This window comes from Rhodococcus sp. IC4_135, assembly GCF_011602025.1.
Classification (GTDB): domain Bacteria; phylum Actinomycetota; class Actinomycetes; order Mycobacteriales; family Mycobacteriaceae; genus Rhodococcus_F; species Rhodococcus_F baikonurensis.
Map to the genome: position 1 here is coordinate 59,371 of NZ_JAAOLG010000002.1, position 22,749 is coordinate 82,119.

22 protein-coding genes are annotated in these 22,749 nt (G+C 63.6%); 11 read left to right on the forward strand and 11 right to left on the reverse strand.

The window, feature by feature from the left end:
* The first annotated feature begins 88 nt into the window (after positions 1-88).
* Positions 89-1,531 carry a sugar porter family MFS transporter gene (locus G8767_RS05095; RefSeq protein ID WP_124569724.1) on the forward strand — a complete coding sequence of 481 codons (1,443 nt, stop codon included), beginning with the start codon at positions 89-91 and terminating at the stop codon, positions 1,529-1,531.
* An 88-nt stretch (positions 1,532-1,619) separates the two neighbouring features.
* Here the strand turns inward: G8767_RS05095 and dxs are convergent, their stop codons facing one another.
* Complete coding sequence (gene dxs / locus G8767_RS05100; protein ID WP_166809537.1) at positions 1,620-3,566, reverse strand: 1-deoxy-D-xylulose-5-phosphate synthase; 1,947 nt, start codon at positions 3,564-3,566, stop codon at positions 1,620-1,622.
* 252 nt (positions 3,567-3,818) lie between these two features.
* On the opposite strand from dxs, the gene glsA reads away from it, so the two are divergent.
* Both glsA and G8767_RS05110 read left to right on the forward strand, forming a co-directional pair.
* Positions 3,819-5,645, forward strand: coding sequence for a glutaminase A (gene glsA, locus G8767_RS05105; RefSeq protein WP_166809538.1), 1,827 nt, complete (start codon positions 3,819-3,821; stop codon positions 5,643-5,645).
* Positions 5,646-5,654: 9 nt separating this feature from the next.
* On the forward strand, positions 5,655-6,320 hold the full coding sequence (locus G8767_RS05110) for an SIMPL domain-containing protein (RefSeq protein WP_166809539.1): 666 nt from the start codon (positions 5,655-5,657) through the stop codon (positions 6,318-6,320).
* Between the two features lie 51 nt (positions 6,321-6,371).
* Here G8767_RS05110 and G8767_RS05115 read toward each other — a convergent pair whose 3' ends face one another.
* The 4 genes from G8767_RS05115 to G8767_RS05130 form a co-directional block, all read right to left on the reverse strand.
* Positions 6,372-8,006, reverse strand: coding sequence for an MDR family MFS transporter (locus G8767_RS05115; protein ID WP_185564972.1), 1,635 nt, complete (start codon positions 8,004-8,006; stop codon positions 6,372-6,374).
* A 5-nt stretch (positions 8,007-8,011) separates the two neighbouring features.
* A complete protein-coding gene (locus G8767_RS05120) occupies positions 8,012-8,500 on the reverse strand; it encodes a MarR family winged helix-turn-helix transcriptional regulator (protein ID WP_166809540.1) in 489 nt (162 codons plus the stop codon).
* 154 nt (positions 8,501-8,654) lie between these two features.
* Positions 8,655-9,923 carry a TRAM domain-containing protein gene (locus G8767_RS05125; RefSeq protein ID WP_166809541.1) on the reverse strand — a complete coding sequence of 423 codons (1,269 nt, stop codon included), beginning with the start codon at positions 9,921-9,923 and terminating at the stop codon, positions 8,655-8,657.
* A gap of 82 nt (positions 9,924-10,005) precedes the next feature.
* Positions 10,006-12,000, reverse strand: coding sequence for an APC family permease (locus G8767_RS05130; RefSeq protein ID WP_095970528.1), 1,995 nt, complete (start codon positions 11,998-12,000; stop codon positions 10,006-10,008).
* A 171-nt stretch (positions 12,001-12,171) separates the two neighbouring features.
* On the opposite strand from G8767_RS05130, the gene G8767_RS05135 reads away from it, so the two are divergent.
* From G8767_RS05135 to G8767_RS05145, 3 genes are all read left to right on the forward strand, one after another.
* Positions 12,172-12,837, forward strand: coding sequence for a TrkA family potassium uptake protein (locus tag G8767_RS05135; protein WP_095970529.1), 666 nt, complete (start codon positions 12,172-12,174; stop codon positions 12,835-12,837).
* 86 nt (positions 12,838-12,923) lie between these two features.
* Entirely contained in the window at positions 12,924-13,586 is a 663-nt protein-coding gene (locus G8767_RS05140; RefSeq protein WP_003942632.1) for a TrkA family potassium uptake protein, read from the forward strand.
* A 30-nt stretch (positions 13,587-13,616) separates the two neighbouring features.
* On the forward strand, positions 13,617-13,910 hold the full coding sequence (locus tag G8767_RS05145) for a GNAT family N-acetyltransferase (RefSeq protein WP_166809542.1): 294 nt from the start codon (positions 13,617-13,619) through the stop codon (positions 13,908-13,910).
* On the opposite strand, the gene G8767_RS05150 is transcribed toward G8767_RS05145, so the two are convergent.
* Together G8767_RS05150 and G8767_RS05155 are read right to left on the reverse strand one after the other, a co-directional pair.
* Positions 13,903-14,616, reverse strand: coding sequence for a DUF3159 domain-containing protein (locus G8767_RS05150; RefSeq protein ID WP_166809543.1), 714 nt, complete (start codon positions 14,614-14,616; stop codon positions 13,903-13,905). The genes G8767_RS05145 and G8767_RS05150 overlap by 8 nt on opposite strands.
* Positions 14,617-14,668: 52 nt before the next feature.
* The gene (locus tag G8767_RS05155) at positions 14,669-15,043 is read right to left on the reverse strand and encodes an OB-fold nucleic acid binding domain-containing protein (protein ID WP_003942613.1); all 375 of its coding nucleotides are present in this window, start codon (positions 15,041-15,043) and stop codon (positions 14,669-14,671) included.
* A 138-nt stretch (positions 15,044-15,181) separates the two neighbouring features.
* On the opposite strand from G8767_RS05155, the gene G8767_RS05160 reads away from it, so the two are divergent.
* Positions 15,182-15,907: a hypothetical protein gene (locus G8767_RS05160; RefSeq protein ID WP_095970532.1), complete on the forward strand. Its 726-nt coding sequence runs from the start codon at positions 15,182-15,184 to the stop codon at positions 15,905-15,907.
* Between the two features lie 11 nt (positions 15,908-15,918).
* Here the strand turns inward: G8767_RS05160 and G8767_RS05165 are convergent, their stop codons facing one another.
* On the reverse strand, positions 15,919-16,758 hold the full coding sequence (locus G8767_RS05165; RefSeq protein WP_124569730.1) for a DUF3710 domain-containing protein: 840 nt from the start codon (positions 16,756-16,758) through the stop codon (positions 15,919-15,921).
* A 3-nt stretch (positions 16,759-16,761) separates the two neighbouring features.
* Positions 16,762-17,256, reverse strand: coding sequence for a dUTP diphosphatase (dut, locus tag G8767_RS05170; RefSeq protein ID WP_166809544.1), 495 nt, complete (start codon positions 17,254-17,256; stop codon positions 16,762-16,764).
* Positions 17,257-17,297: 41 nt separating this feature from the next.
* Here dut and G8767_RS05175 point away from each other — a divergent pair, with 41 nt between their 5' ends.
* A complete protein-coding gene (locus G8767_RS05175) occupies positions 17,298-17,795 on the forward strand; it encodes a DUF3093 domain-containing protein (RefSeq protein ID WP_075833062.1) in 498 nt (165 codons plus the stop codon).
* An 80-nt stretch (positions 17,796-17,875) separates the two neighbouring features.
* On the opposite strand, the gene G8767_RS05180 is transcribed toward G8767_RS05175, so the two are convergent.
* A complete protein-coding gene (locus G8767_RS05180; protein WP_003942593.1) occupies positions 17,876-18,178 on the reverse strand; it encodes a DUF4193 domain-containing protein in 303 nt (100 codons plus the stop codon).
* Positions 18,179-18,711: 533 nt separating this feature from the next.
* On the opposite strand from G8767_RS05180, the gene cei reads away from it, so the two are divergent.
* Positions 18,712-19,395: an envelope integrity protein Cei gene (gene cei / locus G8767_RS05185; protein ID WP_003942618.1), complete on the forward strand. Its 684-nt coding sequence runs from the start codon at positions 18,712-18,714 to the stop codon at positions 19,393-19,395.
* A 7-nt stretch (positions 19,396-19,402) separates the two neighbouring features.
* On the opposite strand, the gene G8767_RS05190 is transcribed toward cei, so the two are convergent.
* A complete protein-coding gene (locus G8767_RS05190) occupies positions 19,403-20,281 on the reverse strand; it encodes an inositol monophosphatase family protein (RefSeq protein WP_095970535.1) in 879 nt (292 codons plus the stop codon).
* 156 nt (positions 20,282-20,437) lie between these two features.
* Between G8767_RS05190 and ppgK the strand changes: the two genes are divergently transcribed.
* Together ppgK and G8767_RS05200 are read left to right on the forward strand one after the other, a co-directional pair.
* A complete protein-coding gene (ppgK, locus tag G8767_RS05195) occupies positions 20,438-21,205 on the forward strand; it encodes a polyphosphate--glucose phosphotransferase (RefSeq protein ID WP_095970734.1) in 768 nt (255 codons plus the stop codon).
* Between the two features lie 178 nt (positions 21,206-21,383).
* On the forward strand, positions 21,384-22,742 hold the full coding sequence (locus G8767_RS05200; RefSeq protein WP_019748245.1) for an RNA polymerase sigma factor: 1,359 nt from the start codon (positions 21,384-21,386) through the stop codon (positions 22,740-22,742).
* The last annotated feature ends 7 nt before the right edge of the window (positions 22,743-22,749 follow it).

Consider the following 22,749-nt stretch of genomic DNA (forward strand, 5'->3'; position numbering starts at 1 on the left):
ATCTCCTCCGGTGGGCGTAGCGTGCAGAGTGCTCGCGGATGGATCGGCGCATCGGGGTGTCGACCGTAGGGCCTTTGAGGGGGCAGGAATGGCATTCAGCGGAACCGCCTCCGGCGGTGGATCCGGCGCTACTCGCGCCGACGTCGGACACGCAGTGCTCTTCGCCGGCGCCGCCGCGCTCGGCGGTTTTCTGTTCGGATACGACACCGCCGTCATCAACGGGGCAGTCGGTGCGATCCGAGACAAGTACGACATCGGCGCCTCGGGCACCGGGCTCACGGTTTCACTGACTCTGCTCGGCGCAGCACTCGGCGCCTGGATCGCAGGCACACTCGCAGACCGACTCGGCCGCATCCGCGTCATGCAGATAGCCGCGGTGCTGTTCATCATCGGCGCCGTCGGTTCCGCAATTCCGTTCAGCGTCTACGACCTCACGTTCTGGCGCGTGGTCGGCGGCCTGGCCGTAGGTTTCGCATCAGTTATCGCCCCGGCATACATCGCGGAGATCTCCCCCGCCGCGATTCGCGGACGCCTCGGCTCGATGTACCAGTTGGCGATCGTCCTCGGAATCGCCGTGTCGCAGTTGGTCAACTATGCCCTCCAAGCTGCGGCCGGCGGTGATCGCAATCAGATCGCGGGCCTCGAAGCCTGGCAGTGGATGCTGATGCTCGAGGCTGTTCCCGCAGTCCTGTACCTGATCATGACGACCACGATTCCGGAGTCTCCGCGATTCCTCGTGGCGCAGGGCAAGGACGATCGAGCTCGCAAGATCATCTCCGACCTCGAAGGCGGAGATCACGACGCCGTCACCGAACGGATGAACGAGATTCGTGAATCACTGACGGAGAAGCAGGCCAAGACCACAGTCCGCCAACTCTTCTCGAAGCGGCTCGGCGTCTCGCATCTGGTGTGGGTCGGCATCGCGTTGGCTGCACTGCAGCAGTTGGTCGGCATCAACGTGATCTTCTACTACTCGAGCACGCTCTGGCAGGCAGTCGGATTCGGGGCCGATCGCTCGCTGCTCATCAGTGTCGTGAGCGCTCTGGTCAACATCGTCGGCACGTTCGTGGCCATCGCCGTCATCGACAGGGTCGGGCGAAAGCCGCTGTTGCTGGTCGGTTCTGCCGGTATGGCCATCTCACTGGGTACCGCAGCCTTCTGTTTCCATTCGGCAACAGTGACGAAGAACGAGATCGGCGAATCCGTGGCCACGCTGACCGGGGCCAACGCCACGATCGCACTCATCGGAGCCAACGCATTCGTCTTCTTCTTCGCTCTGTCCTGGGGCCCGGTGGTCTGGGTGTTGATCTCCGAAATGTTCCCCAACCGCGTGCGTGCTGCAGCGGTGGGAATTGCGACCGCCACCAACTGGGTCGCGAACTTCCTGGTGTCCTGGACATTCCCGGCCCTGGCCGATTGGAATCTGTCCTACACCTACGCCGGATACGCCGTCATGGCGCTACTGTCGCTGTTCGTCGTCCTGAGGTTCGTGAAGGAAACGCGAGGCAGCACGCTCGAATCCGTCCAGTAGCGAGATCTCACGGTTTCACACCGAAAAGCGGTGGCCCTCGGATTGGTCCGAGGGCCACCGCTTTTCGAGATTATTGCGAGACGAGCTGTCAGCCTTGCGCGACTTCACCCTGAGCCGACGCCGAGGACGCGTCTTCCTGGACGTGGACGCCGACGCTGCCCATCCCCGCCACCCAGCCGGTGATCTTGCGCGAGAGATCCTGAGCCGTGAGTCCGAGTTCCTTGTGGATGGCTTCGCGGCTGGCGTGATCGAGGAATTGCTGGGGAACGCCCATGTCACGGCAGGACGTGTGCACGCCGGCGGCACGCATCGCAGCCGAGACCGTCGAACCGATGCCGCCGTGCAGACCGCCGTCTTCGATGGTGACCACGAGCGCGTACTTGTCCGCCATCTTCACCAGCGAATCCGCGACCGGCAGAACCCACCGCGGATCGACGACGGCAACCGAGATGCCCTGCTTGTCGAGGCGCTCGGCAATCTCGAGCGCCAAGGATGCAAACGGGCCCACCGCGACGAGGAGCACGTCGCCGCGCTCACCCTCGCTGGCCTTGAGAACGTCGACCATTCCGTCGAGTCGCTTCACTGCCGGAATAGCTTCGGGTACAGCACCCTTCGGGAACCGTACGACCGTCGGGCCGTCGTCGACGAGAAGCGCCTCGTCCAGTTCTTCGCGCAGCGTGTCTGCGTCACGCGGTGCCGCGACGCGGATCCCGGGAATGATTCCGAGGAGCGAAAGATCCCAGACGCCGTTGTGGCTGGCGCCGTCGACTCCGGTGACCCCGGCGCGGTCGAGCACGACCGTCACCGGTTGTTTGAGCAGAGCGACGTCCATCAACAACTGATCGAAAGCTCGATTGAGGAACGTCGAGTAGATAGCGACGACGGGGTGAAGTCCGCCCAACGCCAGGCCGGCGGCCGAGGTCATCGCATGCTGCTCGGCGATCCCGACGTCGAACATCCGATCGGGGAACTTCTCACCGAAGGCCGCGAGTCCGGTGGGCCCGGCCATGGCCGCGGTGATGGCGACGATGTCCTCACGACGCGAAGCCTGCTCGATCAATGCGGCCGAGAAGACCGACGTCCAGTCCGGCGCCGACGACTTGGTGCCGCGACCGGTGACGGGATCGATGACGCCGGTGGCATGCATCTGATCGGCCACGTCGTTCTCGGCGTGTGCATAACCGTTGCCCTTGCGCGTGACGGCGTGAACGATGACCGGCCCGCCGTAAGCCTTCGCCCGGCGCAACGCCGATTCCATGGCGGCTTCGTCGTGTCCGTCCACCGGTCCGAGGTACTTGATACCCAGATCGGTGAACATGACCTGAGGGCTGACCGCGTCCTTGAGACCGGCCTTCATTCCGTGCAGGACGGAGTACGCGGTGCGCCCGACCCAGGGCAGTCTCTTGACCAGGCGTCGGCCGCTGTCGAGCGCGCGCTCGTAACTCGGTGCGGTCCGCAGTGCCGAGAGATGGTCGGCGAGCCCGCCGATGGTCGGCGCGTACGAGCGACCGTTGTCGTTGACGACGATCACCACCGAACGGTCCTTGCCCGCCGCAATGTTGTTGAGGGCTTCCCAACACATTCCGCCGGTCAGCGCGCCGTCACCGACGACGGCGACAACGTGGCGATTCTGACCCGTCAACGCGAAGGCCTTGGCGAGTCCGTCGGCATAGGACAGAGCGGCGGAAGCGTGAGAGGACTCGACCCAGTCGTGTTCGCTCTCGGCGCGGCACGGATATCCGGACAGTCCGCCCTGCTTACGCAAGGTGTCGAACTGATCCTGACGGCCGGTGAGGATCTTGTGCACGTAGGCCTGATGGCCCGTGTCGAAGATGATCGCGTCCTGCGGCGAGTCGAAAATTCGGTGCAGTGCGAGGGTCAACTCCACGACGCCCAAGTTGGGCCCGAGGTGACCACCGGTCGCAGCGACCTTCAGCACGAGGAACTCACGAATCTCGTCGGCCAACTCCGTCATCTCGGCGTGGCTCAACTGACGTAGATCGTCAGGACCCTGAATGCGGGCAAGAACACCCAACGAGATCGCTCCCTCCGTGCTTCACAGCTGCACCGGTGCGCGCCGCGGCTGTCTTCGCGACAGTGCTGCCAGTCTACGGAGCGTTCCGGCGAACCGACACGCGGACTCGGCCCGATTCCGGTGTGACTTCGCGTAACAGCGAAATCCCACGGATCGCTCGTGATCGCAATCACAGACAAATGGGATCCGTCGCAATCGACTCGACAACTCTTGTTCCACAAAACGACCGCCATGTCAGCTTAAGGTCGACGTATGGGAACTGTGGTCGACGACCTGATAACGCGAGTGTTCGACGAAGTCCGATCACTCGACGAGGGCGAGTTGGCCGACTACATCCCCGAACTCGCGGCGGTCGCCCCCGATTCGTTCGGAATCTGCATCGCCACCGTCGACGGTTACGTCTACGAGATCGGTGACTCGCGAATCCCGTTCACCATTCAGTCGATCTCGAAACCCTTCACCTACGCCTTGGCTCTCGCCGATCGGGGAAGCGAGGCGGTTGCCGCGAAAATCGACGTCGAGCCATCCGGCGAGCCGTTCAACGAAATCAGCCTCGACCCGCTCACCGAACGGCCACGAAACCCCATGATCAATGCGGGGGCGATCACCGCTGCATCACTGGTTGCCGGCCCGAATCCCGAGGCCCGCTTCGAGCGCATCCGCTCGGCGTACTCGAGGTACGCGGGCCGTGAACTGGCATTCAACGAGTCGGTCTACACCTCCGAGGCGCGCACCGGTCACCGCAACCGCGCGATCGGACACATGCTGCGATCCTTCGACGTCATCACCGGCAATCCAGACGAGGCCGTCGACCTGTACTTCCGTCAATGCTCGATCGACGTGACCTGCCGCGATCTGAGTCTGATGGCTGCGACGATGGCGAACAACGGTGTCAATCCGCTCACCCACGAGCGTGCGCTGGCTCCCGCGGGCGTCGAACAGGTCCTCAGTGTCATGGCAACCTGCGGAATGTACGACGGCGCCGGAAAGTGGCTGGTAGAGGTCGGATTACCGGCCAAGAGCGGCGTCGGCGGCGGAGTCCTGGCCGTTCTGCCGGGCCAGATCGGCATCGCGGTGTACTCCCCCCGGCTCGACGTTCACGGAAACAGCGTTCGCGGAGTTGCTTCCGCCCGGGCACTGTCGAAGGAACTCGAACTGCACTTCCTCCACGTGACGCGGGCGTCACGCTCCTCGATCCGAGCCAGATACAGCGTCATCGAAGCGCCGTCGCGAGTACGACGCACCCCGACCGAACAGGCTGTGCTCGACGACGTCGGCAAGCGCAGCCGAGTCTACGAGCTGCACGGCGACCTCCTCTTCACCGGTGCCGAATCGGCGGTCCGCGAAATCGGCTCGGTGGACGAAGGTCTCGAAGTTGTCGTCATCGACGTCCGCCGCGTCGACGACGCGAGCGACGTCGCGGTGCGGATGATCACTGCGCTGCAGGTTCAGCTGGCCGAACAAGCCTGCGCAGTGGCGGTCGTCGATCCGCAAGGACTACTGGGACAACGGAGTTCGAGCATCGACCCCGATAGAAGAAGTGGTCGGGTTTTTGCGGACCTCGATTCCGCCATGCAGTGGTGCGAAGACACGTTGCTTGCGGTGCATTGTGAAGCCGATCGTCAGGCGTCGACGATCTCGATCGAGGACCACCCTGTTCTCGATGCTCTGTCCGCGGCACAGATCGAGGGATTCTCGGCCGAATTGGAGACGCGAACCTATGCCCGCGGTGAGAAGATCGCCCGCCGAGGTGAATCGGCCTCGGGGTTCTACCTGATTCTCAGTGGCCAGGTCAGCACCATGTTCACGGACGCACACGGGGTCGAGCACCGGATCACGACGCTCTCCGCCGGAATGACGTTCGGCGAGATGACGATGTTCCTCGACACCCCCTTCCTCAACGACATTCGCGCCGATTCCACGGTCACCGTGGCCGTCCTGACACCGGAGCGATACGCAGAACTGACCGCGCAGGCACCCGAGTTGAAACTTGCACTGCTCGAACGACTTGCGGCAGGAGCCTACGAGCAACTGGACCTGATGTTGCGGAGTGTCATATCCGCCGGACGAATCGGATAGGAAGTACACATGCCGACCACCGCCCTCACCTCGGAGCCGTCCACTGTCACGGTCACCGGAACCGCCACTGCTACAGCTGTTCCCGACATCGTGCGGCTGACGATCGGAGTATCGGTGACACAGACAGCCGTTTCCGACGCATTCGACGCCGTCGCGCGGCTGTCCAGCGCTCTGACCGAGACCCTGCACTCGCGCGGCGTACGCGGAGCGGACCTCACCACCGCCGGACTGAGCGTCCATCCGCAAACTCATTGGAGTGACGGAGGCCGCCAGGAGACAACGGGATTCACGGCCTCGACAACTTTTCGAGTCGTCCTGCGAGAACTGGAGCCGGCAGCGGCGAACTCCCCTGCAGCCGTCATCGCAGCATGTGTATCGGTGGGCGGCGATGCGATCCGGCTGGACGGACTGGAGTTCGATCTCGACGATCGCAGCGATCTGGCGACAAGAGCACGCGAGTTGGCGTGGACGGCAGCCGAATCGAAGGCCAGGCAGTTCGCAGACCTCGCAGACAAAGATCTGGTCGAAGTCCTCGAGGTGCTCGAGGACTTCGACCAGATCGCGCCGATGCGCGGGCGTGTCGCGGCGATGAAAGCGGATTCCGCCCCGCTAGCCGTCGAACGCGGCGAGATCGAAGAATCGATCTCGGTCCGCGTTCGATGGGCTATGGCGTGACAGAAGTAATTCAGAAGACGCGGCCGGCAGTAGACCAGCCGGGCATGCGGATCAGCGAGTGAGGTTCTTCTCTTCGCGCTCTTCCTCGAACTTCTGCTCTGCGTCGGGGGTTGCCAGATCGATCGTGGTGCGCAGCGGACGGTTCGGGATGAAGATGACCGACACGAGCGTTACCACCGCGACTACGGCTGCGACCAGGAAGATCCGACCTGTTGCGTCGCCGTAAGCGAACCGGACGATCTGCGAGACGAAGTCAGGCATGTTGCTCAGATCCAGGCCGTCCTGCAGGCTCTTTCCGGCTACCGCCTGCTGCTCGGGCGGCAAGGTGGACACCGAATCGACTGTCAGTGTCTTGACGCGGGTCGCAAGGATGGACCCGAGCACCGAAACACCGATCGCGCCGCCGAAGGTGCGGAAGAACGCCACGATACTGCTGGCCGCTCCGATGTTCTCGACGCTGACCGTGTTCTGCACCGCGAGCACGATGTTCTGCATCAACATGCCGGTACCAAGACCGACGATGGCGATGAAGATTCCGATGGTCCAGAGGCTGGTGGCGTGGTCGATCGTCGACAGCAGTCCGAAACCGACAAGCAGCAGGACTGCGCCGGCGACGATGAAGGGCTTCCACTGGCCGAACTTGGTGATCAACTGTCCCGAGCCGACGGAAGCGACGAGCATACCGGCGACCATCGGGATGGTGAGCAATCCGGCTTCGGTGGGATCGAATCCGCGTGCGGTCTGGAAGTACTGCGTCAGGAAGGTCGTCGCGCCGAAGAGGCCGACACCGACGGCGATCGAGGCGATGATGGCGAGAGCCGTGGTGCGCTCGGTGATGATCTTGATCGGCAGGATCGGATCCTTGACCTTGGATTCGACGAACATCGTCAGGCCGAGCAGGGCCAGACCACCGATGACGAAGAAGGCAGATTCCTTCGAGAACCAGGCGTAGTAGTCGTCCTGGCCGGCAAACGACACCCAGATCAGCAGGACGCTGACACCGGCGGTGAGCAGGGTGGCGCCCATCCAGTCGATGGAGACGTTGTCCTTCTTCACTGTCTCGACGTGCAGTGTGCGCTGAAGCAGGAACAGTGCGATGACTGCCAACGGGACACACACGTAGAAGCACCAGCGCCAGCCGGCAGTGTCCACGAGTACGCCGCCGAGGATCGGTCCGCCGGACATCGAGACGGCCATGGCCGCACCCATGTATCCGGAATAGCGACCGCGATCTCGCGGTGGGATGATCGTGCCGATGATGGCGACGACGAGTGCGGTCAGGCCACCCATACCGATGCCCTGGATGACACGTGCACCGAGCAGCAACGGAACGTTGTGTGCCGCGCCGGCGATGACCGAACCGATCACGAAGATGACGATCGCGGTCTGGACCAGGACCTTCTTGTTGTACAGGTCGGCCAGCTTGCCCCAGATCGGCGTCGATGCCGCGGTGGCGAGCAGTGCCGTGGTGATGATCCAGGCGTACTGAGTCTGCGTTCCGTGCAATTCGCCGATGATCGTGGGAAGCGCGGTCGAAACGATGGTGCTGCTGAGCAGCGCGGTGAACAGCGCTGCGATGAGGCCGGTGAGTGCCTCGAGGATTTCGCGGTGAGTCATCGCGGCCGCTTCGCGGGGCGATCCGTCACCTCCGGTACTTGCCCGGGTTTCTCCAACTGTTGCTGCCATGTGCCTTATCTCCCAATACTTTCTACGCCCGTGTGCGGAACTGCCGGTGAGGCCTGCCGATTCGATGCGCCGAACGTCTCGTTGAGACGTTGCAGCGATGTCACTGCGGCCATGGCCTCTTCCTGGCTCCAGTCTTCGAGCATGTTGCGCAAACGCGCCGCACGCCGCTGCGTGGTTTTCCTTAAAACGTCGTGTCCCTCTTCCGATACTCGGATGCGGAACGCCCGTTTGTCAGCCGGATCGGGATTTCTCTCGACATACCCCGCGTCGACCAGATCCGACATTTGTCGGCTGAGCGACGACTGACTGACACACAGATCGACGGCCAATTCGTTCTGTCGGCACTCCCCCCGCGCTGCCAGCATGAACAACACGCTGACCAGTGCAGGCGGCAGCAGGCTGTCTGCACCGGTGGTGACCGCGGTTCGCAGCGATCTGCCGAACATGAAGATCGTGTCGACGAGCGCCTGGGCCGTCTCCGGCTGTACCGACATTGCCTACCCCTGAATTCGAGTGGCCCGAACGAGCCGTGACTTGAAAACGGAAAACTACTTGCAGAACGAAACTATACGATTAGTTGCGTAATGCAAGCAACTGTTGTGAACGCGAGAAGCGTCACACCCGTTCGGGGAAAGAATTCGGCACGCGTCAGCGTTCGAGGAGCGCGATGCATTCCATGTGGTGAGTCTGCGGGAAGGCGTCGAACGCCCGGAGGCCGCCGATTCCGAAGCCCTGCTCCAGGTAGAGACCGATATCGCGACCGAACGACGCGGGGTCGCAGCCGATGTGCACTATCCGCTCGGCGCCAGTTGCGGCGAGCGCTTCGACGACCGGACGACCCGCCCCTGTTCGTGGCGGATCGAGCACGATGACGGCAGGCGATCGCTCCAGATCCGGGAGAACGTTCTCGACTCGGGCACTGTGGAAGCGCACCTGACCGAGATCCGAGAGCGCTTCCCGTCCGTCGGAGACTGCTCGCGCCGAGGATTCGACGGACTCCACGACCCCGGACGGCCCGACAAGGTCGGCGAGCACAGCTGCGAAAACCCCGACTCCGCCGTAGAGATCCCAGGCCGTGCCGTCGGTAGCGGCTCCGGCCCAATCTCCGACCACCTGTGAGTACGCGTTCGCAGCACTGCGATGGGCCTGCCAGAAACCCGTGGCGGACAACGCCCATTCTCGATTGCCGACGCGCTCGATCACTGTGTCCGATCCGATGGCCACGCGGGTCTTTCGCGGACCGCCGCTTGCCGCTCGGCGTGCCATGGCGCCGCGACGCCCCGGAGTCCGTCGTCCCGTCTTGGACACAGCGGGCGCGGCGATTTCCACGACGTGCCGCTCGCCGGTGGCGTCGAGAACGACCTGCAGCTCACTGCCCGGCGTCCATTGCTGGCCGCCGAGACCGTCGTAGGCGCTCTGATCGATCTGAGTGCACCGCAAGTCGGTGACGATCCGGCTGCTGCGGTACGCGTGGTATCCGGCGACGCCGTGCCCGTCCACCGCCAACCGGACTCGCGTGCGCCAACCCGTTCCGTCTCCGGTTCCGGGCAGTTCCTCCACCTCGACGTCCGATTCGACGCGAGCGAGTCGCAGAAGCTGCTCCCGCACGACCGAAGTCTTCATCTCACGTTGGACGCTCAGATCCGCGTGCGAGTAGTCGCAGCAGCCTGCCCCGCCCGGGCCGGAGATCGGGCAGGTCGGATCGATGCGATGCGGAGATGCGTCGAGAACGGCGATAGCGTCGGCGCGGCAGAACGATCCGCCCTTGTCCTCGGTCACCCGGACCAGCGCCCGCTCCCCCGGCAAACCGTGACGGACGAACACGACCCGCCCCTCGTGCCGGGCGACGACGAACCCGCCGTGACCGGGGTTGCCCAGATCGACCTCGAAGGTCTGCCCGGTCCAATTCTCACTCAACGAACTACGCCTGCCATTTCGATGTTGCCGATCATTTCTCGCGGGTGATCATTTCTCGCCGGTGATCATTTCTCGCCGGTGATCATTTCTCGCCGGTGTCGTAACCGCGACGCGTGGCGCCGGCGGTCTTCTCGATGTCGAGCGGCTTCGCCTTGGCCGACGAACTCAGCTGCCACGGAACGCTCGTCACCATCACGCCGGGCTGGAAGAGCAGGCGGCTCTTGAGGCGGAGCGCACTCTGGTTGTGCAGGATCTGCTCCCACCAGTGTCCGACAACGTACTCGGGGATGAACACGGTGACGACGTCACGCGGGGCATCGCGTCGTACACGCTTGACGTAGTCGAGAACCGGCTTGGTGATTTCGCGGTACGGCGATTCGATCACCTTGAGCGGAACCGTCACGTCGCTCTTCTCCCACTCACGCACAAGTGCACGGGTGTCTGGCTCGTCGACGTTGACCGTGATGGCTTCGAGGGTGTCCGGTCGCGTGGCTCGCGCGTAGGCGAGAGCTCGCATGGTCGGCATGTGCAGCTTCGAGACGAGCACGATCGAGTGCGTGCGGCTGGGCAGCACACCGTCCCACTCCTGCTCCTCGAGCTCGGCCGCGACGCTGTCGTAGTGCTTGCGGATCATCTTCATCACGATGAAGATCGCGACCATCGCGACGATGGCGATCCACGCGCCGGCCGCGAACTTGGTGATCAGAACGATGATCAAGACTGTGGCGGTCATTGCCAGACCGATCGAATTGATCACTCGCGAACGCTGCATGCGGGCGCGCTGAGACTTGTCGGTCTCGGACTTCAGATGCCGAGTCCAGTGCTTGATCATGCCGGTCTGGCTGAGCACGAACGAGACGAAGACGCCGACGATGTACAGCTGGATGAGCTTGGTGACTTCGGCGCCGAACACCACGACGAATGCGATAGCGGCACCGGAGAGGAAGAGAATTCCGTTGCTGAACGCCAACCGGTCGCCGCGGGTGTGCAGCTGACGCGGTAGGTACCGATCCTGCGCCAGGATCGATCCGAGTACCGGGAATCCGTTGAACGCGGTGTTCGCGGCCAGAACCAAGATCAGTGCCGTGACGATTGCCATGAAGAAGAATCCGATCGGGAAACCACTGAACACGGCTTCGGCGATCTGCGCGATCAAGGTCTTCTGGTGGTAGCCCTCCGGGGCTCCGACCAGCTGTTCCTGCGGATTGTGGGCGTAGACGATGCCGATCTTCTGAGCCAGGATGATGATGCCCATCAGCAGGACGATGGCAATCGACCCGAGCAGCAGCAAGGTCGTGGCGGCGTTGCGCGACTTCGGCTTCTGGAACGCCGGTACGCCGTTGCTGATGGCCTCGACGCCGGTCAGGGCGGCGCAGCCCGAGGAAAATGCGCGAGCTATCAGGAACGCGAAGGCAATTCCGTACAGATGCGAGTCTTCGGCGTTCAGCGTGAACGACGACGATTCCGCGTGCACGTCCTCACCCAGGACGTAGATCCGGAAGAATCCCCACCCGAGCATCAGGAACATACCGACGATGAACGCGTACGTCGGAATCGCGAACGCCGTGCCGGATTCACGGATACCGCGAAGGTTGACCGCGGTCAACAACACGATCGCGGCGACCGCGAACAGCACCTTGTGCTGCGCGACGAACGGTAGAGCCGAACCGATGTTCGACGCCGCCGACGATATCGACACCGCGACCGTCAGCACGTAGTCGACCATCAGCGCACTACCGACGGTCAGACCGGCGGTCGGGCCCAGGTTGACCGTTGCGACCTCGTAGTCGCCGCCACCGGACGGGTAGGCGTGGACGTTCTGGCGGTAACTCGCCACCACCACAGCCATGACGATGGCTACGGACAATCCGATCCAGGGCGTGTACGCGTACGCGGAAATACCCGCGACGGAGAGAACCAGGAAGATTTCTTCGGGGGCGTACGCGACGGATGACATCGCGTCGGACGCGAAGACCGGTAGTGCAATTCGCTTGGGTAGCAGCGTGTGCCCGAGTTTGTCGCTTCGGAACGGCCGACCGAGCAGGAGCCGCTTGGTAGCGGTCGAGAGCTTAGACACGTGCAAAGCGTAAGCCGTCTCGCCCGATTCGGAGTCATCAGCGCCCCAACTTCACCTTTTGTCGTGACAACCGGCACGCAGGCGACCGTTGTACTTGCTCTTCCCGTGAGGGGCTGTACCGTTCGATTCGGCGTGCAATCGCGCCACGAGGGTCCATGAACGGAGTAGGGCGTGTATGTCGTCATCATGGGGTGCGGTCGGGTGGGTTCGTCCCTCGCCGCATCTCTGACCAGGATCGGACACGAGGTCGCCGTCATCGACCGCGATCAGAGTGCGTTTCTGCGTCTCGATCTCGACTTCCCGGGAACCAAGGTTCTGGGAATGGGGTTCGACCGTGACGTGCTGGTCCGGGCAGGCATCGAGCGCGCGGACGCCTTTGCCGCGGTGTCCTCGGGAGACAATTCCAACATCATCGCAGCACGCGTCGCGCGCGAGACGTTCGGCGTCGAGCGCGTCGTCGCACGTATCTACGACGCCAAGCGTGCCGCCGTCTACGAACGGCTCGGCATTCCCACGGTCGCCACCGTGCCGTGGTCGACGGATCGTTTCCTGCACACACTGACCAAGGAAAGTCAGACGGCGAAGTGGCGCGATCCTTCGGGCACCGTTGCCATCACCGAACTTGCCCTGCACGAGGATTGGGCCGGAAAGCCGATCTCCCTCCTCGAGAGCGCGACCAGTTCGCGAGTCGCCTTCGTCATCCGCTTCGGGACCGGCGTTCTCCCCGATCGCAAGACCGTCATCCAAGCCGACGACCAGGTCTACATCGCGGCCGTATCGGGAACCGTCGCCGAGGCTGTCGCGCTGGCCGGCAACCCACCGCCGAGCGACGACTGAGGGAGGCCGCAGATGACTGAACCGCACGCCGCCCCTCACAACAAATCTGCGACTGTGTTGCACTACAACGTGATTGGAAGTTCTCGATGAAGGTCGCCATCGCCGGAGCCGGCGCCGTAGGCCGCTCCATTGCGCGTGAGCTGATTCGAAGCTCACACGACGTCATGCTGATCGAACGCAAGCTCGATCACATCGAACCGGAGTCGGTGCCCGAGGCGAAGTGGGTACATGCGGACGCCTGCGAACTCAGCCGACTCGAGGACGCGTCGATGGAGTCGTACGAGGTCGTGATCGCCGCGACCGGAGACGACAAGGCCAACCTGGTTCTCAGTCTGCTCGCGAAGACCGAGTTCGGTGTTCGCCGAGTTGTCGCCCGCGTCAACGATCCCCGCAACGAATGGCTCTTCGACGAGTCGTGGGGCGTCGACGTCGCCGTCTCGACACCACGGATGCTCGCTTCGCTCGTCGAAGAAGCCGTCTCCGTCGGTGACCTGGTCAAACTGATGACGCTGCGGCAGGGACAGGCCAACCTCGTCGAGATCACGTTGCCCGACAACACACCGCTCGCGGGCAAGGCCGTCAAGAAACTCGAACTGCCGCGAGATTGCGCACTGGTCACCATTCTGCGTGGCGGACGCGTGATCGTCCCGCAGATGGACGATCCCATCGAAGGCGGGGACGAACTGCTCTTCGTTGCGGCCGTCGACGCCGAGGATCAGTTGCGCGTAGCACTCCGTCTCGAAAACTGACACGAGCACACCGACACGAAAGGGAAACTCATGGCACAGGCACCCGAAAACACCGTAGTCACCGACAATCCAAGCCAGAGCCGGTACGAGATCCATGCTGACGGCGACCTCGCCGGCATCGAGGACTACACCTCGTCCGGTGACGTCGTCTCGTTCAACCACACCGAGATCTACCCGGCCTTCGAAGGTTTCGGATTGGCCGGGGTTCTCGTCCGCCAAGCCTTGGACGACCTACGCGCGCGCGGCCTCAAGGTTCACCCGGTCTGCCCGTACGTCGTGAAGTTTCTCGACAAGCACCCCGAGTACCAGGACCTGATCAGCTGAGATCGCGGTCTTCGCGCGGCTTCGTCGGATTCACCGAGCCCACCTCTTCGGACCCTTCGTCCGTTGCGGTGGGCTCGCTGCCTTCGGGCCCCACAACAGGTTCCGGCTCGACGATGCGATCGGCCTTACGCACCGCCCAGACCGTCACGAGCAGCACCAAACCGGTCAGTGGCCACCCCATGCCGATGCGGGCGACTGCGAGCCATCCGGTGTGGTCGGTGTCGTAGAGCTGTGACTGAACGAGATACCGCGCGCCGAAGACCAGCGCCCACGCCGCCGTCGCGATGTCGTAGAGCCGGACGGCGGAGCTGTGCTTACGCCAGAGATTGCCGTGCCCGTTGAGATAGCCCCAGATGATTCCGACGAGTGGCCAGCGCACGAGGATGGAAATCAGGAAGACCGCACCGTAGGCGAGGCTCGTGTAGATACCGAAGAGGAAATATCCTTTGGCATCGCCGGTGCGATAGGCGATGAACGCGGAAACTCCGACTCCGAGAAACCCGGAAATAGCGGGTTGGAGGGAATCCTTGCGAAAGAGGCGCCAGGCCGCGATAGCGACAGCGACGCCCAATGCGGCCCAGATCGCCGCAGTGAGGTTCCAGATGCTGTTGACCGGGACAAAAATCAGAATCGGCAAAGACGAATAGATCAGACCACTCAGCCCGCCGAGTTGGTCTATTACCGATCGCTGTTGTGTTTCAGTCACCTGTCGAGGGTGCCACAGTCACCGAGTTGCACGGTAAATGCGGGAAACGCGCCTATTCGCCGCGCAGTTCGTAGTAAGGGTTGAAGATCGCCTTGCGACCGTCACGCTCGCCCACACGACCGCGGATCAGCAGGGTCTTACCGGTCTCGATACCCGGGATCCGGCGACGCCCGATCCAGACGAGATTGATCACCTCGGTGCCGTCGAAGAACTCGGCCTCGATACTGGCGTTTCCCGACTTGGGACACGCGTCGACGCTGCGGAGTCGGCCCACCATCGTGACTTCTTCACCGCGACGACAATCGCACGCCTTCTGACCTCCGGAAGCCTTGTTGGACTCGGCCATTTCCTGGGCGTCCAACTGGTCGACGTCCTCGGTCAGACGCTGGGTCAGTCGACGAAAATATCCTGCGGCGGCGGGTGCCATTGCGCGCTCCTGCGAACATGTGTGACGCAAGGGTTTCGCGTCACGTGAAGGGCTGTGTGATCGCCACTGTAGACCCATTACGAGCGTGTAACCACACCGGTCAGTCCGCGTCTCGGGGGCACCGGGCAAGATCAAAAGATGCAGAACTCAGAATCGGCGACCGTTGCCGTCGTTCTCCCAGGTACAGGCTCTGACGCCCACTTCGCGGACCGCGCATTCCGGGCGCCGCTGGCGGCTCTGGGTGTGCGCATCGTCGCAATTGAACCGGACCCTCGGCGTGTCGTGGACGGCTACCTGGACGCGATGAACAGCGCCGCGGACACGTACGGCCGAATCATCGTCGGAGGGGTCTCGATCGGGGCGGCCGTTGCGCTCCAGTGGGCCGCCGCGAACCCCGATCGAACCGCGAGCGTGTTGGCAGCGCTTCCGGCCTGGATCGGGTCGGCGGACGACGCACCCGCTGCGGCGAGCGCGAAGTTCACCGCAGGGCAACTGCGCTCCGAAGGTTTGGAGGCGGTGATCGCGGCAATGCTCGCGTCGAGTCCGGCATGGCTCGGAGTCGAACTCGAGCGCTCCTGGCGCTCGCAGTGGCCCGATCTCCCGGCAGCACTCGACGAGGCTGCGTCGTACCACTCGCTCGGCGAGAGCGAGCTACGGGCGGTGGGCGTTCCGGTCGGCATTGCGTCGGCGGTGGACGATCCGGTTCATCCCGCGGCGGTAGCGCAAAGCTGGGCGGCGGCACTGCCCCGCGGCGCAGTGGCCACGACGACGCTCGACATGATCGGGCGCGATCCCGCTGTTCTGGGGGCCACCTGCATCAAAGCGCTCGCGGCGATCGAATCCGATACCACCGCGAGCGCCTGAAGAAAACTCTGTTACTGACCCAATTGCTGCATGGCAGAACCGGATTCGCCGCTACGAGGCGGCGGGGTCGGTCGCGCCGGGGGTGCCGGCGGAGCGGGTGGAGCTGCCTGCTGTTGCTGCTGGGCGGCGACCTGCTGCTGCTGAGCTGCCGCCAGCTGCTGCTCGTGTGCGGCGGCCAACTGCTCGGCGAGTACCTGCGGGAGCACGACGGGCAGCGGTGTCCGCACCGGATGCGGCTCCGATCCTCGGTTGACGACGGTGTCGCGCAGGATGTCGCGTGCGATTGCGACCAGCGGGGCGTTCGCGGCTGTGGATCCGCTCGGACCCGCGACGACGCAGCGCACCATCCATCGCGGACCGTCGACGCCGATGAACCGCAGGTCCATGTTGGCCGTCACAGCAGCCAGTTCCCGGCCCCACGGGCCGTTCTCGACGCTCACCGCGGAATTGTCGTCGCGAAGCGACTGCGCGAGCTCAGCCACGACCTCTCGCCACTGACCGGGTGATTTCGGGGCGGCGTAAGCGGCTACGGTGACGCGACCGTGCTCGGTGACCAGGTGCACGGCCTGCGGCGAACCGTTGGGCGCCATCTCGACCTGCAACTGTCCGCCGGTCGGCATCGGCACCAGAACGGATCCGAGATCCAGGCGCTGACCGTCACGGCCTGCCGTCGGATCGTCGGAATCGATCTCCGAGATGTCGTAGGGGCCTTCCGATTCGTCACCGAACTCGTCGCCGGCGGCATCGAGATCGTCGTCGACCTCGTCGACCTCCACCGACTCGTCGTTCTCGTCACCGAAGAAGCTGGTGGGTTCCTCGTCGACGTCTGTCTTCTTCTTGCGTCCGAACATGATTCAGACTCCCTCTCCGACTACCGCGCCAGGCGCATCGGTATCGAGTATCGCGTGACCGCCGCTGGAACCGTAGCCTCCGGTTCCTCTGGTCGTGCCGTCCAGCGACTCGACTTCCTCGAAAACAGGGAGTTCGACTCGTTGAACCACGAGCTGAGCGATTCGGTCACCGCGGCGGATGTCGATGGCTGTGGCCGGATCGAGATTGATCAAGCAGACCTTGAGTTCGCCCCGGTATCCCGCGTCCACGGTTCCGGGTGCATTCACGATCGACAGTCCCGATTTGGCGGCGAGTCCGGAACGCGGATGGATCAACCCGACGGTGCCCATCGGCAACGCGATCGCGATCCCCGTTCCGACCAGTGTTCTATGGCCGGGTTCGATGGTGACGTCGCTGGTGGAGCACAGATCCACACCCGCATCTCCGGGATGCGCACGCTGTGGAACGGGCAGGTCTGGATCCAGTCGCTTCAAGGCGATGGAGAGATGGTCGCTCACGTGGGCCAAGACTACTCGTAGCGACGGACTATCCTTGACAGGTGCCCGAAACATCTCGACCTGACGTCGCCACCACAACGCCCCCGTCCACGACGCTGTACTCCGAGCGCCTGTGGGTGCCGATCTGGTGGTGGATCGCCGGGCTGGCCGTAGCCGGACTCCTCGCGGCCGAGGTCCACATGGGCCGCCCGGGACTCCTCTCGTACCTGGCCTACGTCGTGCTGCTCCCCATCCCGATCTGGGCGGCATTCTGGCTCAGCCGGATGCGCGTCGAGGTGGTCGAGACAGCAGGGGTGAAAGAACTGCACGTGGGTAGAGCCCACCTGCCGGTCGAACTGATTTCGCGGGCGGCAGCAGTGCCGGCATCCGCGAAGAGTGCGGCGATGGGGCGCCAACTCGATCCGTCGGCGTTCGTCCAACATCGCCCCTGGGTCAAGACAATGGTGTTGATCGTGCTCGACGACCCGGAGGATCCCACGCCGTACTGGTTGGTGAGCACACGTCGTCCCGCTGATCTGCTGGCTGCGCTGGATCGCTGACCAGCGCGGTCACAGCAAAGCAGCACTGCCCGACCCTTGGTCGACCCTCGAGCTGACGGGTCGACCACCGGGAAGGGAGATCAGGCAGCGCAGTCCATGCACACGAGCTGTCCGTTGGCATCACTGGCCAGGCGGCTGCGGTGATGAACCAGGAAGCAGCTCGAACATGTGAACTCGTCTGCCTGCTTCGGAACCACTCGAACCGAGAGTTCCTCGCCGGAAAGGTCGGCACCCGGCAGCTCGAAGGACTCCGCGGTGTCCGTCTCGTCGATGTCGACGACGGCTGACTGCGCTTCGTTGCGTCGCGCCTTCAGCTCCTCGAGCGAGTCCTCCGAAACCTCGTCGGACTCTGTACGCCTCGGTGCGTCGTAGTCAGTTGCCATCTCGTCTACCCCATCCTCTTCGTGTATCCCGGTCCCGTGTGCGCCGAGAATCCGGTAGATCCTTGATGCGCATGGAAACCGCCGTGGCATCCAGATCATTCCCTGTCGCTGCATAACGCTGCAGGACTGGAATTAGTGCCCGGAAGTTCCTTCCGAGAACGTGATCTGCGCCTCATTTGGTTGTCATTTCGGCGTCCTGCCGATGCCCAGTTGAACGACCTGGGCCGCCAGACAGTAGCCGACGTGAGCACGAAAGTAGTAACCGAATCGGAAATTTCCGAAAAATGACTGCGAATTGTCACCAAGGCAAGAGCAAGCTGTGACCTTTCGGCGATGTTTTCGGGCCGAATCCGGGTAGAAACAGGCCGGTAATCGGCCAACTGGCGGTGGGCGATCGACAGCAGTTCGACGCGTCGAGCCTCGCTTCGGCTGTGTCGTCACACATGCCCTCTAAGGTAGGCACCGAACGTCATGCCGGCACCGCTCGGCCCGATGGCGAAGTAGAAGTTTCGTCAAGAAAGTCGAGGGATACCGTGGTTTCTCTGATCACCGAAGGCAGCTCTACCGATGACCAGGGACGTCCGTTCCGCCGTCGGCGTGCGTGGCCGGTGATCGCCGTGTTCGCGGTACTCGCATTGATCGGCAGTGTGTTGTGGGTTCGCATCCTGAGCGCCGAGGCCGAAGTCAGTGACACCGTGGCCTGCAACCTCCCGCAGCCTTCCTCCGATCCGTCGGCAGCGGCGCCACTGCCGTTGGGAACCGTCGTCGACCGGTCGAAGCTGCTCGACGTCGACCCCGCTCCCCTGGCGGCCACCAAGGTTCGCGTGTTCAACGCCAACGGTGAACACGGTCAGGCGGCCCAGGTGGCGGCGCAACTGAGCGAATTCGGCTTCTCCAGCGCGCCGGACGTTCAGGTCGGAAACGACCCCGTCTACGTCGACCAGAACATGGAGTGCCAGGGTCAGATCCGTTTCGGAGCGAACGGCCTCGCCGCCGCCAGTTCCGTCTGGCTGGTCGCCCCCTGTGCCGAACTGGTCCAGGACGGTCGCGGCGACGACACAGTCGACCTGGCTCTCGGCACCTACAACAAGGGCGCCCTCACCCCCAACACCGACGCCACCGCCATCCTGCATGCCCTGGCCGAGCAGCCCGCGAACGCCGAGGTCGCCCCGATGGACATCGCGCTGCTCAAAGCGGCCCGCACCGCACGCTGCTGACGAGCCCTCAGCTCGGAATCGGCTGATCCGCACCGATCGAACTGAGCATGCCGGCGAACTGCTCGGCAATTGCCGGAGCCACCGCGTAGACGACATCGCCGTCTGCGGAAGTGGAATCCGCCGCCGGGACGTTGATGACAGCTCCCGCTTCGGAAGCGATCAGCGAGCCCGCTGCCCAGTCCCACGGACTCAGTCCGTGCTCGAAGTGGGCGTCGACCCGGCCGGTGGCCACCATGCACAGATCCAAAGCAGCCGAACCGATGCGTCGGATGTCGCGAACCTGCGGCAGGATCTGCCCGATCAACGCGCCCTGTACCTTCCGGCGATCCGCTCCGTAACCGAAACCGGTGGCCAACAGCGCCATTGACAGTTCGGTCACCTCATTGGCTCGTAGGTCGCTGGCGACGCCGTCGGCCGTTGTCATGGTTGCACCGCCGCCCCGATGCGCGGAATACGTTGTTTCCATCGACACGTCGACCACAGCGCCGGCCACCGAGATTCCGTCGATCTGCACGGCCACCGAAATGGCGAACGCGGGGATTCCGTAGAGAAAATTCACCGTGCCGTCGATGGGATCGACGACCCATCGAACTCCCGCGGAATCGTCGGTGTCTCCGCCACCTTCCTCACCCAAGATCGAATCTGCAGGCCGCAATTGCGCCAGAAGATCGCGAATCACCTGCTCGGTTTCGGTGTCGACCACCGTGACGGGATCGGTGGGGGTGCTCTTCGCAGCAACCGAACCACCCTCGGCGGCACCGGAACCCACCAGGCCGAATACCTCGGGCCGACGCGAGCGGACGTGTTCGGCTGCGCGTTCGGCGACGGCTACGGCAACTGCCCGCAAGTGTGCGGGATTCAGAGAATCGGAGGAAAAGTCGGGCAACGTTCTTTCTGAAGGGCGCACCGGACCATCGCAACACATCTCTACCGAGGGGCACCACTCGAACGCCTCGAGTCGCACGCGCCCGGGTCCTTGTTCGGGTTAGTGTTTGCAACGGTAGATCGTGACCTCGAATTCGACACTCAGGAGCGCAGGACGATGACAACCACAGGTTTCGGGATCGATGTCGGCGGCAGCGGCGTCAAGGGCGGCACGATCGACCTGAGCACCGGAGAAATGATCGGTGACCGCATCAAGATCCTGACCCCGCAGCCGTCCACTCCCGATGCGATCGCGGGCACTGTGGCCGAGATCGTCGCGCAGGCCGAGTGGACCGGTCCGGTCGGCATCACCTTGCCCGCTGTCGTGACCGGCGGCGTCGCGCGCAGCGCTGCGAACATCGACAAGTCCTGGATCGACACCGACGCGGCCGCGCTCTTCAGCAAAGCCCTGGGCGGCCGCGAGGTCACCGTCCTCAACGACGCCGACGCTGCCGGAATCGCCGAGGACTCCTTCGGGGCGGGCAAGGACACCTCCGGCGTCGTGATCCTCTTGACCTTCGGCACCGGAATCGGATCTGCCGTGTTGCACAACGGAGTTCTGTTGCCCAACACCGAGTTCGGTCACCTCGAGGTCGACGGCAAGGAAGCCGAGCATCGAGCGGCCTCGTCGGTGAAGGAAAAGAAGGACTGGAGCTACAAGGAGTGGGCGGTCGAGGTCTCACGAGTTCTGACCACCTTCGAGAACCTGCTCTGGCCCGACCTCTTCATCGCCGGCGGCGGCATCAGCCGCAAACACGAGAAGTGGATTCCGCATCTGACCAACCGCACGAAGGTCGTCCCCGCCACCCTTCTGAACACTGCGGGAATTGCCGGAGCTGCACTCGCGTCGGTCGGATTGACCAGGCCGGCTCCCGTCGCCGGATGAGAAAACCCGCACGTGAAAAGCGGAAAATCTACCTGTTACGGCCCGCCGTGACGTAAGAGTTTCCTGAGAGTCGTTACAATGGTGAAGTCCGGCTGCGCGCCGGCCAACAACCATTGACCTCTCCGCCGGATCACCACTCTGGCGTGACGCCGCACGACACCGTCACGAAAGGGCGTACGTGGCAGCCACCGATACACGTCAGACTGCTGATTCTCCATCAGAGTCAGAGCCACAATCTCCAGCCGTGGAGGCGGCCACCGTCACCGCTCCGGCAGCCAAGAAGGCTCCGGCGAAAAAGGCCCCCGCCAAGAAGGCAGCAGCAAAGAAGGCTCCGGCCAAGAAAGCTCCGGCCAAGAAGGCAGCAGCTAAGAAGGCCAGCCCCAAGAAGGCCGGCGATCCTGACGCCGAAGACGGCGATGTCGAGTTGGAAGACATCGACATCACGGACGGCGACCTTGCCGAGGTCGAGTCCGATGTCGTCGAGGTCGTAGCAGTCGGCGAAGACGAGGAGACCGCTGCAGAGCCGTCCGAGAAGGACAAGGCTTCCGGCGACTTCGTCTGGGACGAGGAAGAGTCCGAAGCTCTCCGTCAGGCACGCAAGGATGCCGAACTGACGGCGTCCGCCGACTCGGTTCGCGCTTACCTCAAGCAGATCGGCAAGGTCGCACTCCTCAACGCCGAAGAGGAAGTCGAACTGGCCAAGCGCATCGAAGCAGGCCTCTACGCTGTGCAGATCATGCAGGACCTCGCCGACAAGGGCGAGAAGTTGCCTGCGGCTCAGCGACGCGACATGAGCTGGATCTGCCGCGACGGCAACCGTGCCAAGAACCACCTCCTCGAGGCCAACCTTCGCCTGGTCGTCTCGCTGGCCAAGCGCTACACGGGCCGTGGCATGGCGTTCCTGGACCTCATCCAGGAAGGCAACCTCGGTCTGATCCGTGCAGTCGAGAAGTTCGACTACACCAAGGGTTACAAGTTCTCGACCTACGCCACGTGGTGGATCCGTCAGGCCATCACCCGCGCAATGGCCGACCAGGCTCGCACCATCCGCATCCCGGTGCACATGGTCGAGGTCATCAACAAGCTCGGCCGTATCCAGCGTGAGCTTCTCCAGGACCTGGGCCGTGAGCCCACGCCGGAAGAGCTCGCCAAGGAAATGGACATCACGCCGGAAAAGGTGCTGGAAATCCAGCAGTACGCGCGTGAGCCGATCTCTCTCGACCAGACCATCGGCGACGAGGGCGACAGCCAGCTCGGTGACTTCATCGAGGACTCCGAAGCTGTAGTCGCAGTCGACGCCGTCTCGTTCACCTTGCTGCAGGATCAGCTGCAGTCGGTACTCGAGACGCTGTCCGAGCGCGAAGCCGGCGTGGTTCGCCTCCGCTTCGGTCTCACCGACGGTCAGCCGAGGACTTTAGACGAAATCGGACAGGTCTACGGCGTCACGCGTGAGCGTATCCGCCAGATCGAATCGAAGACGATGTCGAAGCTGCGCCACCCGTCGCGTTCGCAGGTTCTGCGCGACTACCTCGACTAGTCACACC